The sequence below is a fragment of the Pseudomonas sp. A-RE-22 genome (assembly GCF_019956035.1).
In the GTDB taxonomy this organism is placed as follows: domain Bacteria; phylum Pseudomonadota; class Gammaproteobacteria; order Pseudomonadales; family Pseudomonadaceae; genus Aquipseudomonas; species Aquipseudomonas brassicacearum.
In genome coordinates, this window is the sequence record NZ_JAHBCZ010000028.1 from 38,293 (window position 1) to 54,412 (window position 16,120).

Genomic DNA, 16,120 nt, shown 5'->3' on the forward strand with positions numbered 1-16,120 from the left:
GCTTGTGGGAGCAAGGCTTGCCCGCGATGGCATCGCCTCGGTCTATCAGTTACACCGAGGTGTTTGCATCGCGGGCAAGCCTTGCTCCCACAGGTTCGTTCCCACAAGGGGGGAGGCGGGGTATTGCGGTGTTTTCAGGCGGCCGAGCGCTGGTTGCGCAACGCCACCGGCCCGACGCGCTCTTCGATGGCCTGCTTCAGTTCGCCGCGAAGCCCCAGCAGAAAACCCGCTTCCACTACCACAAACAGCGGCCCGACAATCAGCCCGGTGAGGTCGTCGACGAACGCCGGCTTGCGGCCTTCGTAATAGTGACCGACGAACTGGATCACCCAACCCACCACGAACATCCCCAGGCCACTGCCCAGCCACACCAGGGTGCTTTGCGCGGCGAGCACCTGGCCCAGCCATAGCGCCAGGCCCAGCAGCACCGTCATCAACACCCCCAGGCGCAACTCCAGGCGCAGGTAGAACCAGGCACTGGCCACGGCCACCAGCAGCGCCGGCGACACGAGGACTGCGCCCACTGGCCAGCCGGGCCGTGACAGCAGCACGGCGACGGCGACGAAGATCAGCGGGATACCGATGAAATGGCTGGCGATGTTGCGCGGGTCGCGATGATAGGCGGCGTATTGACTGAGATGATCGACGAGGCTTTTCATTGTTGTTCCTCCTGAGGTGATGCCTGCATGATGCCCAGGTACCACAAGGCGTTCTGTCAGTTAGCCGACACTTGTCCCGGAGTTTCCATGAATTCGCATCCCTGGCACTCACACCTGATGGCCGGCCACTGGTACAGCCATCTGCCTGTTGAGTTACACAATAGTCTGCTGGGCATGGCACGGGTGCGCCGCCTGCCGCCGGGGCATCGGTTGTTCCAGCGTGGCGACCCACCGTGCGGGCTGTATGCCGTGCTGGAGGGCGCGGTGCGCGTCGGTGCGGTGAACGAACAGGGCAAGGAGGCGTTGCTGAGCGTGGTAGAGGCGCCCCACTGGTTCGGTGAAATCTGCCTGTTCGATGGCCAGCCGCGCACTCATGATGCGGTGGTTGTCGGTCAATGTACGCTTCTGCACGTGCCCCAGGCGCCGTTGCTGGCATTCCTGCAAGAGCAGCCGATCCACTGGCGGCATCTTGCATTATTGATGAGCCACAAACTGCGCCTGACCTTCATCAACCTCGAACACCTGAGCCTGATGCCCGCCCCGGCCCGCGTGGCCCACCGCCTGCTGCTGATCGCCGAAGGCTACGGTGAAATCGAACCGGCCCGCCGGGTCCTGCAACTGCCCCAGGAACAACTGGCGCTGATGCTCGCGCTGTCACGCCAGACCACCAACCAGATCCTCAAGGACCTGCAGGCCCAGGGCATCCTGCACCTGGGTTACGGCGAGATCGAAATCCTCGACATCGAGCGGTTGCGGGCCCTGACCACGCCCTGAACCCGATCTGAACCTTGTGGGAGCGAGCTTGCTCGCGATTGGGGGCAATCCAGGCACTGCAAATCCCTAGCGCAACCCTTCCCGAAACTGCCCTGGCGTCATCCCGGTCCAGCGCTTGAATGCGCGGCTGAAGCTGCTGGCATCGGCAAAACCCAACAGGTAGCTGACTTCGCTCAGCGAACAATTCGGATCCCGCAGGTGCAGCAGCGCCAGATTCTCCCGGCACTCGTTGAGCAGGGCGTCGAAACGGCAGCCTTCGTCGGCCAGGTGCCGTTGCAGGCTGCGCAGGCTCAGGTGCATGGCCTGGGCGATGCGTTCGGCGCTGGGCTCGCCTTCGGGCAATTGGGCCTCGATGGCCGAACGTACCTTGCGCTCCCAGGTCAGCGGCTTGAGCTGGGCGAGGGTGCGTTCGAGCACGGTTTCGTTGTGTTCGGCCAGTTCCGGGTTGGCGTCGTCCAGATGGCTGTCGAAATCAGCGAGGTTGAACTCCAGGCAATCCTGCGCGGCGCCGAAATGCACCGGCGAGCGGAACACTTTGTGCCAGGGGCTGGGGTCCGCCGGTTCCGGGCGCCGCAGGTACACCGCCAGCGGTGCGTAATCACGGCCGAGGCGGTTGCGACAGGTGCGCACGTAAATCGCCGTGAACGCGTCGATGGCTTCAAAGGCTGGCACCGGTCGGCCCGGCGGCACCTCGAGGCTAAAGCGATAGCGGTCCTCTGCGCGGATCAGTTGGAGGGTCAGTGCATCGCTGACCACCGGGTGGTAGCGCACGATCCGTTCGAACACTTCCCGCAGGCTGCCGCTCGCCACCAAGGCATAACCCAGTGCGTGAAACGTGGTGGGGCTGACGAAGCGCGACACCCGCAGGCCGATGGCCGGGTCGCCGCTGGCCTGCACGGCCAATGCCCACAGGCGGGTAGTGGCCGAGAGCGGGTAACGGGCGTTCGGGTCGTCCATCCATTGCGGGTCGAGGCCGGCCTCGACGCACAAGGCGTGGCTGTCCAGGCCCAACGCATCGAGCTGTTTGCGCAGGGCGCGGGTCCAGCTGGCAAGGGAGGTGGGTTCAGTCATGACGATTGGCGCTTGCGGTCAACAGGTTGGCGTTTACGGCTACCACCCCGTGGGACTACGCCCGGCAGGATGAGCACATCTCTAACAGAGGATGTAAGCCATGCACGGCACTTGCGCAAGCCCCGAGCGATTGAATGCACAACAACGATCGGCCCATATTCGCCAGGTGGTCCTGGCCCGGGGCGAAGAATTGCGCCAGCGCTATCCGATCCTGCGCCACCAGGATGCGTTGGGCGCGGGCATCCTGGCGTTCGCCCTGGCCGGGATGATCGGTTCGGCGCTGCTCTACATCAACGGTCACCTGGCCGGGTGGGCGTGCCTGTTGCTCAACGCGTTTTTCGCGTCCCTGACCCACGAGCTGGAACACGACCTGATCCACAGCATGTATTTTCGCAAGCAGCGCCTGCCCCACAACTTGATGATGGGCCTGGTGTGGCTGGCGCGGCCGAGCACGATCAATCCGTGGATCCGTCGCCACCTGCACCTCAACCATCACAAGGTGTCCGGCAGCGAGGCCGACATGGAAGAGCGGGCCATCACCAACGGCGAGCCCTGGGGACTGGGGCGGTTGCTGATGGTCGGGGACAACGTGATGTCGGCCTTCATCCGCCTGCTGCGGGCCAAGACCTGGGCGCACAAGCGCAGCATTCTCAAGCGTACGCTGAAGGTGTATTTCCCGCTGGCGTTGCTGCACTGGGGCGCCTGGTATGTGTTTCTCGGTTTTCATGGGGCCAACGGCATCGCCAGTCTGCTGGGGACTTCAATTGATTGGTCGTCCACAACGCTGGCGGTTATGCACGTGATCGACATCGCCGCGGTGGTGATCATCGGCCCGAACGTGTTGCGCACCTTTTGCCTGCATTTCGTCAGCTCGAACATGCACTACTACGGCGACATCGAGCCGGGCAATGTCATCCAGCAGACCCAGGTGCTCAACCCCTGGTGGCTGTGGCCGTTGCAGGCGTTCTGCTTCAACTTCGGCAGCAGTCACGGCATTCATCATTTCGTGGTGAAGGAGCCGTTCTACATTCGTCAACTGACGGTGCCGGTGGCGCATAAGGTGATGCGCGAGATGGGTGTGCGGTTCAATGATTTTGGCACGTTTGAACGGGCGAACCGGTTTGTGCGGGAAGAGGGTGTGGTGCGGGAGGAAGGGGATACGGTTCGGGTCTGATCGTTCCCATGCTCTGCGTGGGAACGCATCCCGTGACGCTCCGCGTCACACTCCAGAAGCGGAACGCGGAGCGTCCCTGGCGACGTTCCCACGCGGGAGCGTGGGAACGATCGATCTGAGGAACAGGTTAGAACTGATAACTCACCGTCGCCGCCACATTGCGCTCTTCACCCATGTAGCAATAGCTCAGGCTGGCGCACGAAGCGACGTAGGTTTCGTTGGTCAGGTTGTTCGCGTTCAGGCGCACATCCACGCCCTTCAAGCCGACCTTGCCCAGGTCATACCCCACCGACGCATCGAACAGCGTGTAGGCCGGCACCTTCATGGTGTTCTCCGCATCGGCCCAGCTGTAGCCGACATAGCGCACGCCGCCACCCAGGCGCAGGCCGTCGAGGGCGCCGCTGTCGAACTTGTAGTCAGCCCAGACCGAAGCCATGTGGCGCGGGGCCTGGGTCGGTGAGTTGCCCTTGTTATCGATGATGTCGGTGGTGGTGCTCAAGGTGCTGATCATCGATTTCGAGTATTCGATGTCGGTGAAGGTGTAGCTGCCCAGCACTTTGAATTGTTCCGTCAACTGCAGGTGCGCTTCCAGTTCCAGGCCCTGGGAGCGCACGGCCCCGACGGCGCGGTAGAAGTTTTCCTGGGGCAGTTTGGTCGCCAGGTTTTCCTGGTCGATGCGAAACAGCGAGGCGGTGTACAGGTCATCGGTGCCCGGCGGTTGGTATTTCAGGCCCAGTTCCCATTGCTTGCCATCGGTCGGCGGCAGTGGGTTGCCGGCGCTGTCGGCGTAGGAGTTCGGATTGAACGACTCGGAGTAGCTGATGTACGGCGCCAGGCCGTTGTCGAACAGGTACAGCGCCCCGGCGCGGCCCGTGAGCTTGGTGCGTTTGTCGTTGATCTCGGTGCCTTCCGGGCGGCCAGATTCGGCGATGCGGTTTTCATCCGAGGTTCGGACCCAGTCCTGGCGCAGGCCGAGGGAGAAGCGCCATTTGTCCATTTCCACCAGGTCTTGCAGATACACGCCGGTCTGCTCCAGGCGCCGCAGGTAACTGGTGGGGCTGAAGTAGGTGATGGTCGAGTTGCCGTAGGTCGGGTCGAAGGCATTGATCGGCGCGAGGCTGCCGCTGGTCCAGTCGACCACGGTTTTGCGCCGCTGATAGTCGGCCCCCATCAGCACGGTGTGCTTGGTCGCGCCGGTAAAAAATTCGGCTTGCAGCATGTTGTCGACGATGAAGGAGTGGAGCTTTTCTTCGGCGCCGGTGTAGTAGCGGTTCAGCTCGTTGCTGGTGGGCGTGGTCCAGCCATAGGCGTAGACCTGATCGTTGGTGACTTGGGAGTCCAGGTAGCGGAAGTTCTGCCGGGCGGTGAAGACATCGTTGAAACGGTGCTCGAACTGGTAGCCGAACGACTGCTGGTCGCGTTCGTAACCGTCGACGCCAGGCTCGCCTTCGAAGAAGTTTTCGGAGATCCGCCGGTCGTTGCGCTGATGCAAGGTGCCGTCGGCTGGCATGCCACCGTGGTAGCCGCCGTCGGGGTCATGCTGCAGGTAGGCTTGCAGGGTCAGCGAGGTGTTCTCGCTGAAGTCGATGTTCACCGTGGGCGCGAGGGCGAAGCGTTTTTCCTTGTTGTGGTCGAACTGGGTGTCGGAGGTGTCCGCCAGGCCGATCAGGCGATAGGTGATGCGTTTGTCGTCATCCACGGGGCCAGTGAAGTCGAAGCCCATGCCGCGTTGGCCCTGGGTACCGACCGTGGCCTGGATCTGGTGATAGGCCTCGTACTGTGGCTTCTTGCTGGTGAGCGCTACCAGGCCGCCGGGCGAGCTGCGGCCGTAGAGCACCGAGGACGGACCCTTGAGAATGTCGACCCGCTCCAGGAAGTACGGATCGACCTGCATCGAGCTGTAGGTGCCGCTGTCGCCCATGGACTTGAGGCCGTCGAGGTAGATGTTATCCACCGAGCCGTCGTTGAAGCCGCGCATCGCCACGTAGTCGTAGCGATGGGTCGCACCGTAGGGGTTGGTCAGCACGCCGGGGGTGTAGCGCATGGCCTGGGACACGGTTTGCGCGCCCTGGTCGTCCATTTGTTCGCGGGTGACCACGGACACGCTCTGGGAGGTTTCGCGCAGGGCGGTACTGGTCTTGGTGGCGACCTGGCTGTGGGTGGCGTTGTAGCCTTCCATGCTGCCCAGGGCGTTACCCAGGGCGAAGCCCTTGATGTCGGTGGTCGGCAGTTCCAGCGTGCTGCCAGCGGTCTGGGTTTGCAGCACGTAGCTGCTGCCATCCTGGCTGACGGCAACCAGCCCCGAGCCGCTGAGCAGTTGGCTCAGGGCCTGGTCGGGCGAGTACTCGCCCTTGAGTCCCGGGGACTGGACGCCGCCGGTTTGCGCCGGCGTGCTTGCCAGGGTGATCCCGGCCTGGCGGGCGAACTGGTTCAGTACGTCGCTCAGTGGGCCGGGGGCGATGTTGTAGCCCTGACGGCTGGCGGTCACGCCGCTTTGTGCGGCGTGCGCGAGCATCGGCACGACGCTGACCCCAAGCGCAGTGGAGAACAGCGCTGCATGGATCGCCTGGCGCAACAGGCCCGGTTGCGCAGAGAAGCCGAAGGGGTTCTTGAGAAGCAAGCGCTCAGTCATTGTAGGTTCCGTTGGAGTCGCTGAAGGCAGATAAGGGGTGCTTACTGTCCTAGCCGGACGCCGGCCTGAAACCCGCCAAAAAAAAATCAAGCCAGGCGCTGCACCGTGATCCACCAACGGGTTCGATAACGGACTTGCACGGGGAGCGTGCGTGGCAGGACGGCGAGCAATTTGTCGGTGTCCTCCAAACGAAAAACCCCCGACAAGCGCAGGTCGGCAATCGACGCCGCGCAGTTCAAATAGCCTGGGCGGTAGCGTCCTACTTCGTTGAGAAAGTCTGCCAGGCGCATGTTGCGCGTGACGATCAAGCCGTCGGCCCAGGCGCCTGCGTCCATGTCCAGCGGCGGCGCCAGGGTCGCCGTCGATGTGGTGACCAGGTAGCTTTGCCCGGCCTCGACCTGAATGGGTGTGCCATCGCTGTTTGGGTGCGAACGGATAACCACCCGGCCGCTGGTGACGCTCAAGCGTGTGCAGTCGCTGTCCTGGCGCACGACGAAGCGCCCTTCCAGGCCTTCGAACAGGCCATGGCGGCTTTGTACCCGCAGCGGGCGCCCCGGGTCGCGGCCACAGGTGACCATGATTTCGCCGCGGGCCAGGGTAATCAGGCGCTGCCGGGCGCTGAAATCCAGGTTGGCGGCGCTGTGGGTATTGAGCTCTAGCCGCGTGCCGTCCGGCAGCTGGAAGCCTCGGCGCTCACCGGTGGCGGTGGCGAAATCGGCATTCCACGGCTGCCAGCCCAGGTCCTTGCCCAGCCATGCCGCGCAGCCCACAAGTGCGACGCCCGACAACAACTTCAGGGCCTGGCGACGACTGAGGCGCTGGGCGCTGTTTTCCAGGGTATCCAGGGCGACATGAGCACCGGGCACGGCCCGCAGGTTGGAGGTCAGTTCACTGTGCAGCGATTGCACCCGTTGCCAGGCCAGTTCGTGTTCCGGGTGGGCGGCGCGCCAGGTGTCGCACTGTTGGCGCAGGGTCGGGTGAGAGGTGTGATTGCGCAGGCGCAGCAGCCAGTTGATCGCCTGCCTGACCACCTGTTGCGACGGGCCGTTGCGTCGGCTCTGCAAGTGCTCCGCCGGCTCAGTTTTCATAGCGCAACACATAGCAGTGGTACAGCGCATCGGCGACGTAGCGTTCCACCGAGCGCAACGAAATGCCCATCTGTTCGGCAATCTGCTTGTACGTCAGGCCTTCGCACTGGGCCAACAGAAAGGCCCTGCGCACTTTCGGCTTGAGGCCTTCGAGCATCCTTGCGATGGCTTCGAGCAGTTCCAGAATCAGGGCCTGGGCTTCAGCACCCGGGGTTTCGGCTTCCGGCAGGTGAGCTATGGTTTCCAGGTAGGCGCGCTCGATTTCCGCTCGACGCCAATGGTCTATCACCAGGCCTTGGGCAATGGTGCGCAAAAAGGCGCGTGGGGCTCGAAGTTCCAGACGTTCGCTACGCTGCAACAGGCGCATGAAGGTGTCTTGGGCCAGGTCCGCCGCATCGGCGGCGTTGCCCAGGCGGGTGCGCAGCCACGTATTGAGCCAGCCGTGATGACGGCTGTAGAGCGCCTGTACTGCAAACTCGGGAGATGACATGGACGCAACGGCCTGGATGTTACAAATGATAATAGGTCGCATTGTCATCAGCCGTCGGCGAATTTGCAACCACCGTTCGCTCGCCGTGTCCTCCCGTCGGCTATTTCTTCGCATCCCTAATTATTTGTACAGGTTTGCCGACAGACTTGTACGTGTGCACCAAAGTGGAGCGGATTGATAACCGCTCGCACTGTTACATCGAACGTTGCAAACCTGGAATGCACCCCCACTCCTTGCATAAGAAGCCTCATCAATGAATCTAAAGTTCAGCCACAAAATCCTTCTTGCCGCCTCTGGTGTGGTGGTCCTGGCTTTTGCCCTGTTCACGCTCTACAACGATTATTTGCAGCGCAACACCATCGGCAGCAGCCTTGAGTCTTCCATCGAGCAATCCGGCGACCTGACGGCCAGCAGCATCCAGAACTGGATGAGTGGCCGGATACTGGTACTGGAAAACCTGGCGCAAAACATCGCGCACCAGGGCGCTACTGCCGATCTGCCGGGGCTGGTCGATCAGCCGGCGCTGACCTCGAACTTCCAGTTCACTTATGTGGGCCAGGCCAACGGCGTCTTCACCCAGCGCCCGGACGCCAAAATGCCTGACGGCTACGATCCGCGTCAGCGCCCCTGGTACAAACAGGCGGTGACCGCCGATAAAACCATGCTGACCCCGCCTTACCTGGCGGCGGTGGGTGGCCTAGTGGTGACCGTTGCCCTGCCGGTGAAGCACAACGGCGAACTGCTCGGCGTGGTGGGCGGCGACCTGAGCCTGGAAACCCTGGTGAAAATCATCAACTCCGTGGACTTCGGTGGTATCGGCCATGCGTTCCTGGTCAGCGGCGACGGTCAGGTGATCGTCAGCCCGGATAAAGACCAGGTGATGAAGAACCTCAAGGACATCTACCCCGGTACCCCGGTGCGCATTGGCAAGGGTATCCAGGACGTTGAGCTGAACGGGCAGGACCGTATCCTTTCGTTCACCCCGGTTACCGGCCTGCCGAACGCCGAGTGGTACATCGGCCTGTCGATCGACAAGGCCAAGGCCTACGCGCCGTTGAGCCAGTTCCGTACGTCTGCGCTGATTGCGATGTTTGTCGCGGTGGCGGCCATTGCGTTGCTGCTGAGCCTGTTGATCCAGGTGCTGATGCGTCCGTTGACCACCATGGGCCGTGCCATGCAGGACATCGCCCAAGGCGAAGGCGACCTGACCCGGCGCCTGGTGGTGCAGGGCAAGGATGAGTTCGCGGTGCTGGGTGGCTCGTTCAACCAGTTCGTGGAGCGGATTCACGCGTCGATCTCGGAAGTGTCTTCCGCCACTCGCCAGGTGCATGACCTGTCGCAGCGGGTGATGACCTCGTCCAACGCTTCGCTCGTCGGCTCGGATGAGCAGAGCGCTCGCACCAACAGCGTGGCTGCGGCCATCAACGAGTTGGGCGCCGCGACCCAGGAAATCGCCCGCAATGCCGCCGATGCCTCGCAACATGCCAGCGGTGCCAGCGAGCAGGCCGATGACGGTCGCCAGGTGGTGGAAAAAACCATCCAGGCCATGACCGAGCTATCGCAGAAAATCAGCCTTTCGTGCACCCAGATCGAAACCCTGAACGCCAGCACCGACAACATCGGCCACATCCTGGACGTGATCAAGGGCATCTCCCAGCAAACCAACCTGCTGGCCCTGAACGCGGCCATCGAAGCGGCCCGTGCCGGTGAAGCCGGGCGTGGTTTTGCGGTGGTGGCCGATGAAGTGCGCAACCTGGCGCATCGCACCCAGGAGTCGGCGGAAGAAATCCACAAGATGATTACCTCGCTTCAAATCGGCTCCCGTGAAGCGGTGACTACGATGAACGCCAGCCAGACGTCCAGCGAAGAAAGCGTGGAAGTGGCCAACCAGGCCGGCCTGCGACTGGTCAGCGTGACGCAGCGTATCGGTGAGATCGACGGCATGAACCAGTCGGTGGCTGCTGCGACCGAAGAGCAGACCGCTGTGGTTGAAACCCTCAACATGGACGTCAGCCACATCAACCTGCTGAACCAGCAAAGCGTGGCCAACCTCAATGAAACCCTGAAGGATTGCGATGCCTTGTCGCAACAGGCCAATCGACTGAAGCAACTGGTGGACAGCTTCAAGATCTGACCCAGTCGCAAGCCGACCCACCGCCATCGCGAGCAAGCTCGCTCCCACAGGGGACTGGCGGTGGGTCGGTATTTTGCATTCAACCCCGGAACCAAAACTGTGGGAGCGAGCCCACACACATAGGTTTGGTGGTGGACCTGAGTCTCAAGGCCACCCTGGAGCAGGTTATGCCTCGGGGAACATCCCCTGCACATTCCCCATCGCCTCATCGGCGAAGCCCTGGAGGAAATCCCGGAAGCCCGCCGGCGTGTGGGCGTCGGTGTGGTCGGCGATGATGGTCCAGGTGGCACGGCAGCGGTTGTCCGCCAGGGGTTCGACGCGCATGGCTGCCCACAGGTTGTCGATACCCAGGGTGTTGTAGATCAGCGTCCAGGTCATGTGCATGGCCTGGTCGTCGCGGCTGTTGAGCTGTTCCACCACCAGGTTCTGCCCATCGCGGAAGAATTTCTTGCGCAGGGACCTCACACCCTCGCCGGTCATTTCGATGTGCTCCAGTGCCGGAATGAAATGGTTGAATCCGCCAAAATCACCCACCACGTCCCAGACGCGCGCCGCGTCGGCCGCGACCACCACCGAGGTTTCGACCTGGCAGGCTTGGGGGTTTTTGATCAGGGTGTCGGGTTGAAATGCACTCATGGTCTTGCTCCTTGCTTTGGGTTGAGGGTGTTTCAGATGAAGTCGATGGCCTTGAGGTAATCGGCGCCGCGACGCAGCAGGGCCGGGGACTTTTCCGGGTAGCTGGCGCCCATCTGCCGCACGCCGGCGCGGGCGTTGTCGTGGCTGATCAGCGAGATGTCGCCGATGTCTTCCTCGAAGCCGTTGAGGTAGAAACCCAATACGCCAAACAACGCGTTGTCGGCATCGACCCGAGCCAATTGCCGTTGCCACTCGGCAACGCTGACCAACGAAAATTCCCGGCCGCTGTCGCGAAACGAGGCGACGTAAGCGTCCCAGCTCAAAGGCTGCGGGTTGTGCAGGTTGAACACCGCTTGCGTCGGCTGGTAGCGGCTGGCGTGGAAGGCGATGAAGCGGGCCAGGAAATCCACCGGCATCAGGTCGAAATTGAGGGACAGCTCCGGCACCTGGCCGAGCTGGATCGAGCCTTTGAGCATCAGCATCAACCGATTTTTATGGGGCTGGCAGACCCCGGTCAGGCTGTTGAAACTGATGTTGCCGGGGCGGAACAGATTGACCGACACCCCGCGATCCCGGGCCCGTTGCAGGATCCGTTCGCCGACCCATTTGGACAGGTTGTAGCCGTTCTTGATGTAGATCGGCGGCGTCTTGGCGGCTGGCTGTTCCAGCACCTGGCCGTCGGCGTCCAGGGCACTGGAGGCGGAAAGCGTGGAGACGAAGTTGAAGATCTTCTTGCTGCGCCCTTCACACAGGCGCAGGCATTCGAAGATCGGCTCCACGTTGTCCCGCGCCAGGGACTCGTAGTCGAGCACATGGTTGACGTGGGCGGCGTTGTGCACCAGCGCGCCGAAGGTACGGTCGATGCGGGCGTAGACGTCGTCCGGCAAACCCAGTTGCGGTTGAGTAATGTCGGCGGCGTACACACTGACGCGGTCCAGGTCCAGGTGGGCCAGGTGATTGTCCTGAAGGGCTTGGGAGAAGCGCTCGGCCGCGCTTTGTTCAGCGCTCGCGCGCACCAGGCACGCGACTTCGGTGGCGCCCCAGGCCAGCAGTGCCTCGACGATGTGCACGCCGAGAAAGCTGTTGGCGCCGGTCACCACCACCTTGTGCACATCGCCGCATTGGCTGATGGGCAATGGATCGAGGTTGAGCTCGGCTTCGGCATCGATGAAGGCCTGGGGGCTGAGGATCGATGCACTGTTTTGATCAGGATCGTCCAGCAACTTGGCCAAGGTCGTCAGCGTCGGTGCTTCGATGAAGCGATTGATCGACAGGCTGCGGCCGAACGTCTGGCGGATGCTCAACAGCAGTCGCGACAGCAGGATCGAATGCCCACCGAGGTTGAAGAAACTTTCGTCGGTGGCGATGTCCTCGACCGGCAGTTCAAGCAGTTCGGCCCACAGTTGCTGCAGTTGTGTCTCGAGGGCGTTCTGCGGCTGCCGGCGTTGGCCGTCGACCTGCACCTGCACCGCCATGGCGAGCAAGGCCCGGCGATCGACCTTGCCGTTGCTGGTGTACGGCAGGCTCGGCAATTCGACGTAGGCGGCCGGGTGCATGTAGCTGGGCAAGCTGTTCTGCACATGCTCGCGTAACGCCTGGAGGGCGTCACCGGAGTGCTCGGGATGAACCAGGAACGCGAGGATCCGCCGCCGTTCATCGACCCCCACCGCCACTTGGCGAAACAACTGGCTATCGCGCAGGCAGTGCTCGATTTCCTCGGGCTCGACCCGAAAACCGCGGATCTTCACCTGGTTATCGCGCCGACCACACAGTTCGATGCCGTTGTCGGTCCACTGGCCGATATCACCCGTGCGATAGACCCGTAGCGTTTGCCCGGTGGGCAGCGTCAGTTCGAGGTAACGTGTCGCGGTCAGCGTCGGGTCGTTCAGATAACCCAGCCCGACGCCCGGGCCGGCGATGTACAGCTCGCCGGGAACACCCTGGGGAACCGGCTGCAACTGTTCGTCCAGGATCAGCACCCGGCCATTGGCGATGGGCACGCCGAGGTTGCGGTTGTTGTCGCCGACGCCGAACTGTCGTGTGGTCGCCAGCACCGTGGTTTCGGTCGGGCCGTAGATGTTGTGGAACTGGCATTGTGGCGCGAGCTGTTCGATCACGAACGGTTCGCAGACATCGCCACCGGTGATCAGGTGCGCCAGGCCCAACGGTGTATCAAGGGGCATGACGCTCAGCAGCGCAGGCGGCAGGAAGGCATGGCTGATGTGCTGCTGGTGAATCAACGCGACCAATTGCTGCGGATCGCGGCGCTGGTCTTCGCTGGGCACCACCAGCAGGGCGCCGTGGATGAAGGTCGGGAGGATATCCAGCAGCGACGCGTCGAAGTTGATGGTGGAAAACTGCAACGCCCGGCTGTCTCGTTGCAACGCGACGTAGTCGCCGTACCAGGCACAGAAGTGACTGAGGTTGCGGTGGCTGAGCAACACGCCCTTGGGCTGGCCGGTGGTGCCGGAGGTGTAGATCGCCACGGCTGGTTCGTCGCTGTCCACTGTGCGGCGGATCAACGAGGTCGGGATGCCGGGCTTGGGCGATGGCAGTTGCTGGACATTGAGCGTTGGCAACGACAGGTCGCCCAGATCGCTGTCGCCGTCGTGCAGCAGCAGGTCGGCCTGGGCATTTTCCAGGATGAAGCGCCGACGTTGCGCCGGGTGCTGCGGGTCCAGCGGCAGGTACACCGCCCCACAGCCCAGCACTGCCAGGATCGCCGCATACAGGTGCGCGGACTTGGGCAGGCAGACACCGATCACCAAGGGGCACTTGGCCGCGCCGCTTAGCCTCTGCAACATCGGCTCTTGCAACCTCAGCGCCAGGCGGCGCAAGGATTTGTAGTCGATGAGTTGTCCATCGACCCACAGGGCCGGTTGCGTCGCGTCGTCGAGCATGCGCTGTTCGATGCTGTGCATCACCGGCACATCGGCGGCGGCCAGCAGCCAGGGCACTGGCGGCCGATTGAGGCCGTGCTCGAACGCCAGCGGCTCCAGTGCATCGAGCCCGAGCAGAGGTTGGTCGACAGCGTCAGCGTGCACCGTCGGCCAGTGATCGAAGCAGGTGTCATCCCGGGATAACTGGCTGACCAGCCGTGCGCCGGTCTCGACCACTGTCGCCAGGGTACGCAACCGCAGGGACTGACCGTTGCCATCGCGTTGCGGCGCAATCACTTCCTGGCATAACAGCCGCTGCGCGCCGTCGCGGAATATCACCACCGGTTGCGGCAATACCTCGCCGGGTAGCGTGCGCAGCGCCACGCGGACCTGGAGGCATGAGCGGGCCTCAATGATCCTCGGTGTCGTACCGTCGTCGATCAACAGGTCGACCGCGTCGTGGTTGGCCGGCGATTGCCGATCCACGATGCCGTGGCCGTGCAGCTCCAGTTCCCGGGCCAGTTCGGCCATGGCCTGGCTGGTGCCAGGCACTGCAATTTCGAGGCGTTTCATCGAAAGGTCCTCATGGAGTCAGATAATCAGCGAGGGCGTCGCGTACGCAGGGGGACGCGAGCATCGAGCTGCTGCGGAAAAAGCGCGTGATGTTGCCCACCAACGGGTGAAAACGATTGATGGGGTAGGCCAGCGCACTGGCCTCTTCACGCAGCGACTGGCGTACCGATTCGTCGACGGGCAGGTGGGCGATCAGCTCGAAGTCGAACGCTTGCTGCAGGTCGCTCGCCAGGTACTGGACGATGAAACCGGGCATCAAGCGCGCAATCGCCGCGCGGTCCTCTTCGGGCGCGGTGCGCCAGTAAATCTGCACCAGTCGCGTCCAGAAACCGGAGTGCCGGCCCTCGTCGAGCAAGTGATCGGCCATCAGTCCCTTGATCGAGGCCTTGACCGAGTCGTCCCGGGCGAAGGCCGCCACTTCGTTGGTGACGGTGTTCTCGGCGATGGCGATGCAGATCAGTTCCACGGCGCTGAGCAGATGTTCCGGCGCCTGGGCCAGGGTCGCCGGTATCGCGCGGCTGAGTTCGATCTGCCCCGGCAACGGGATCGGTGCGATGCCGGTCATGTCGATGGTCTGCTGCATGAAGTCCATCGCCACCAGCGCGTGGTAATCCTCGTCCACCACCACGGTCATCGCGTCGTAGCGGCAGGCGAACGGGAATTCGATGCCGAAGCGGTTCTTGGCGATGCGGCGGGCGGTGTGGTCCACCAGTTCGGTCTCGAAAATCACCACGTCGTTGATGAACTTGTAGAGGCTCTGCACCAGCACGAAGTCGCGTAATTGCGGACAGTGGCTGAGGAAGGTCTGGCTGTGCACCAGCGGCTGGCGGCTCATGGGGAAGATCAGTTTGTCGTCGTCTTCGACCCGGCGCCGTGGCCGGGTACGGATCGTCGCGCGGCTTTCCCAGGCGTCGGCGAAAGATTGGTATTCGACAGCGTTCATGGCGTCACCTGTGCAACCGGCTGGGCCATGCTCTGGCGCAAGCCATCCCACAAGGCCGCGCGGCTGTGGACAGCGGCGAGCGCGGCGACCAGTACCTCGGTTTCGCGTTGCGGGTCGCCATCGATCAGCCGGGCCAACAACTTTTCTGCCGCCGGGCCATGGTCTTCGGAATCGACTTCGATGTGCCGCTGCAGGTAATAACGAAAGGTCGGCGCCTGATCCAGGCCAATGCCCCAAGCGTCGAGCATGCGCTGGAACATCTGCGGGATGACACTCTCGCGACCATGCACGAAGGCCGCTGCCACGCTGTGGGCCGGGGCGTGCAGGGCGGTGTGCAAGGTCTGGCGGACAAACCGTGCCGCCGCCGGTTCGACCTCGACGCTGTCCAGCGCAGTTTCGGGGCTGACGCCTTCCTGTTGCAGGGTGATGAATTGCTCGATCGCGCGGGTATCGGCACCGATTTCCCGCATGGCGTCCAGGTACAGTTCGAAGTGGCTGCAATAGCCTGCGCCGGGGCGGTCATCCGACTCTTCTCCCAGCACGATTTCATTGATCAGGCGTGCCGCGTGCGGGTCGGCCGGCGGCAGCCAGGGCAGGTGGACGCAGGTGAGCTCGCGTTGCAGCCGCTTGGTCAGCGACATGAAGTCCCAGACGGCAAAGACATGGCTTTCCATAAAGCGGCGTAACAGATCGATTGATGTAATCTCGGAAAAAACCGGGTGTTGGCCAAGTTCGTGTTTTTTTAGAGATAGTTGTTCTTTGGTTGGCTGCATCGGAACGTCCTCATCAATGATATTTTGTCCGGAAGGTTGCTCGTTATTTAATTAAGGCGAGCGGGTGCCTGAACCGGAATCCATGAATTGCCCAAGGGGCTTAACTATTCTCTTTTAATCGTAATTTCGGCTTTGGATGCCAGTATTTGCTTGGCTTGTCGCAAGTCGAAAGGGCCGCGCAGTAACGCGACGAATAAAAAACTAATACATGAAACAAGTAGGCGGCAAGTACTTTTTTAATTATTTAAAGTTGGTGTTTTATTGGGTGCGAAGAGGGCTGTTAAAACTTTTTAT

At 62.5% G+C, this 16,120-nt stretch carries 12 protein-coding genes; 3 read left to right on the top strand and 9 right to left on the bottom strand.

Annotated elements, in window-relative coordinates:
- Positions 1-134 precede the first annotated feature (134 nt).
- A complete protein-coding gene (locus KGA89_RS15270; protein ID WP_003196514.1) occupies positions 135-659 on the bottom strand; it encodes a DUF962 domain-containing protein in 525 nt (174 codons plus the stop codon).
- A gap of 87 nt (positions 660-746) precedes the next feature.
- On the opposite strand from KGA89_RS15270, the gene KGA89_RS15275 reads away from it, so the two are divergent.
- Positions 747-1,433: a Crp/Fnr family transcriptional regulator gene (locus KGA89_RS15275; RefSeq protein ID WP_003196516.1), complete on the top strand. Its 687-nt coding sequence runs from the start codon at positions 747-749 to the stop codon at positions 1,431-1,433.
- 66 nt (positions 1,434-1,499) lie between these two features.
- Here KGA89_RS15275 and KGA89_RS15280 read toward each other — a convergent pair whose 3' ends face one another.
- Entirely contained in the window at positions 1,500-2,504 is a 1,005-nt protein-coding gene (locus KGA89_RS15280) for an AraC family transcriptional regulator (protein ID WP_003196518.1), read from the bottom strand.
- 100 nt (positions 2,505-2,604) lie between these two features.
- Between KGA89_RS15280 and KGA89_RS15285 the strand changes: the two genes are divergently transcribed.
- Positions 2,605-3,678, top strand: a complete 1,074-nt coding sequence (locus KGA89_RS15285; protein WP_223471968.1) for a fatty acid desaturase — start codon at positions 2,605-2,607, stop codon at positions 3,676-3,678.
- 127 nt (positions 3,679-3,805) lie between these two features.
- Here KGA89_RS15285 and KGA89_RS15290 read toward each other — a convergent pair whose 3' ends face one another.
- The 3 genes from KGA89_RS15290 to KGA89_RS15300 form a co-directional block, all read right to left on the bottom strand.
- The gene (locus KGA89_RS15290; protein ID WP_223471969.1) at positions 3,806-6,310 is read right to left on the bottom strand and encodes a TonB-dependent siderophore receptor; all 2,505 of its coding nucleotides are present in this window, start codon (positions 6,308-6,310) and stop codon (positions 3,806-3,808) included.
- Between the two features lie 86 nt (positions 6,311-6,396).
- Positions 6,397-7,398 (bottom strand): FecR domain-containing protein, encoded by a 1,002-nt coding sequence (locus tag KGA89_RS15295; RefSeq protein ID WP_223471970.1) that lies wholly within the window; start codon positions 7,396-7,398, stop codon positions 6,397-6,399.
- Positions 7,388-7,888 (bottom strand): sigma-70 family RNA polymerase sigma factor, encoded by a 501-nt coding sequence (locus KGA89_RS15300; protein WP_223471971.1) that lies wholly within the window; start codon positions 7,886-7,888, stop codon positions 7,388-7,390. The genes KGA89_RS15295 and KGA89_RS15300 overlap by 11 nt, the downstream gene beginning before the upstream one ends.
- Before the next feature lie 253 nt (positions 7,889-8,141).
- On the opposite strand from KGA89_RS15300, the gene KGA89_RS15305 reads away from it, so the two are divergent.
- The gene (locus tag KGA89_RS15305; protein ID WP_223471972.1) at positions 8,142-10,022 is read left to right on the top strand and encodes a methyl-accepting chemotaxis protein; all 1,881 of its coding nucleotides are present in this window, start codon (positions 8,142-8,144) and stop codon (positions 10,020-10,022) included.
- 165 nt (positions 10,023-10,187) lie between these two features.
- Here the strand turns inward: KGA89_RS15305 and KGA89_RS15310 are convergent, their stop codons facing one another.
- Genes KGA89_RS15310 through KGA89_RS15325 form a run of 4 tightly spaced genes read right to left on the bottom strand, consistent with a single transcriptional unit; the run spans position 10,188 to position 15,826 of the window.
- Complete coding sequence (locus KGA89_RS15310; RefSeq protein ID WP_223471973.1) at positions 10,188-10,658, bottom strand: SRPBCC family protein; 471 nt, start codon at positions 10,656-10,658, stop codon at positions 10,188-10,190.
- Between the two features lie 32 nt (positions 10,659-10,690).
- Positions 10,691-14,110, bottom strand: coding sequence for a non-ribosomal peptide synthetase (locus tag KGA89_RS15315; RefSeq protein ID WP_223471974.1), 3,420 nt, complete (start codon positions 14,108-14,110; stop codon positions 10,691-10,693).
- 10 nt (positions 14,111-14,120) lie between these two features.
- Positions 14,121-15,053 carry a diiron oxygenase gene (locus KGA89_RS15320; RefSeq protein WP_223471975.1) on the bottom strand — a complete coding sequence of 311 codons (933 nt, stop codon included), beginning with the start codon at positions 15,051-15,053 and terminating at the stop codon, positions 14,121-14,123.
- Positions 15,050-15,826 carry a DUF3050 domain-containing protein gene (locus tag KGA89_RS15325; protein WP_003196534.1) on the bottom strand — a complete coding sequence of 259 codons (777 nt, stop codon included), beginning with the start codon at positions 15,824-15,826 and terminating at the stop codon, positions 15,050-15,052. Before KGA89_RS15325 ends, KGA89_RS15320 begins: the two co-directional genes overlap by 4 nt.
- Between the last annotated feature and the right edge of the window lie 294 nt (positions 15,827-16,120).

What these genes read in the sequence shown, in the direction of transcription:
- KGA89_RS15270 (WP_003196514.1), bottom strand. Translation starts at nt 659, where the DNA reads ATGAAAAGCCTCGTCGATCATCTCAGTCAATACGCCGCCTATCATCGC.
- KGA89_RS15275 (WP_003196516.1), top strand. Translation starts at nt 747, where the DNA reads ATGAATTCGCATCCCTGGCACTCACACCTGATGGCCGGCCACTGGTAC.
- KGA89_RS15280 (WP_003196518.1), bottom strand. Translation starts at nt 2,504, where the DNA reads ATGACTGAACCCACCTCCCTTGCCAGCTGGACCCGCGCCCTGCGCAAA.
- KGA89_RS15285 (WP_223471968.1), top strand. Translation starts at nt 2,605, where the DNA reads ATGCACGGCACTTGCGCAAGCCCCGAGCGATTGAATGCACAACAACGA.
- KGA89_RS15290 (WP_223471969.1), bottom strand. Translation starts at nt 6,310, where the DNA reads ATGACTGAGCGCTTGCTTCTCAAGAACCCCTTCGGCTTCTCTGCGCAA.
- KGA89_RS15295 (WP_223471970.1), bottom strand. Translation starts at nt 7,398, where the DNA reads ATGAAAACTGAGCCGGCGGAGCACTTGCAGAGCCGACGCAACGGCCCG.
- KGA89_RS15300 (WP_223471971.1), bottom strand. Translation starts at nt 7,888, where the DNA reads ATGTCATCTCCCGAGTTTGCAGTACAGGCGCTCTACAGCCGTCATCAC.
- KGA89_RS15305 (WP_223471972.1), top strand. Translation starts at nt 8,142, where the DNA reads ATGAATCTAAAGTTCAGCCACAAAATCCTTCTTGCCGCCTCTGGTGTG.
- KGA89_RS15310 (WP_223471973.1), bottom strand. Translation starts at nt 10,658, where the DNA reads ATGAGTGCATTTCAACCCGACACCCTGATCAAAAACCCCCAAGCCTGC.
- KGA89_RS15315 (WP_223471974.1), bottom strand. Translation starts at nt 14,110, where the DNA reads ATGAAACGCCTCGAAATTGCAGTGCCTGGCACCAGCCAGGCCATGGCC.
- KGA89_RS15320 (WP_223471975.1), bottom strand. Translation starts at nt 15,053, where the DNA reads ATGAACGCTGTCGAATACCAATCTTTCGCCGACGCCTGGGAAAGCCGC.
- KGA89_RS15325 (WP_003196534.1), bottom strand. Translation starts at nt 15,826, where the DNA reads ATGCAGCCAACCAAAGAACAACTATCTCTAAAAAAACACGAACTTGGC.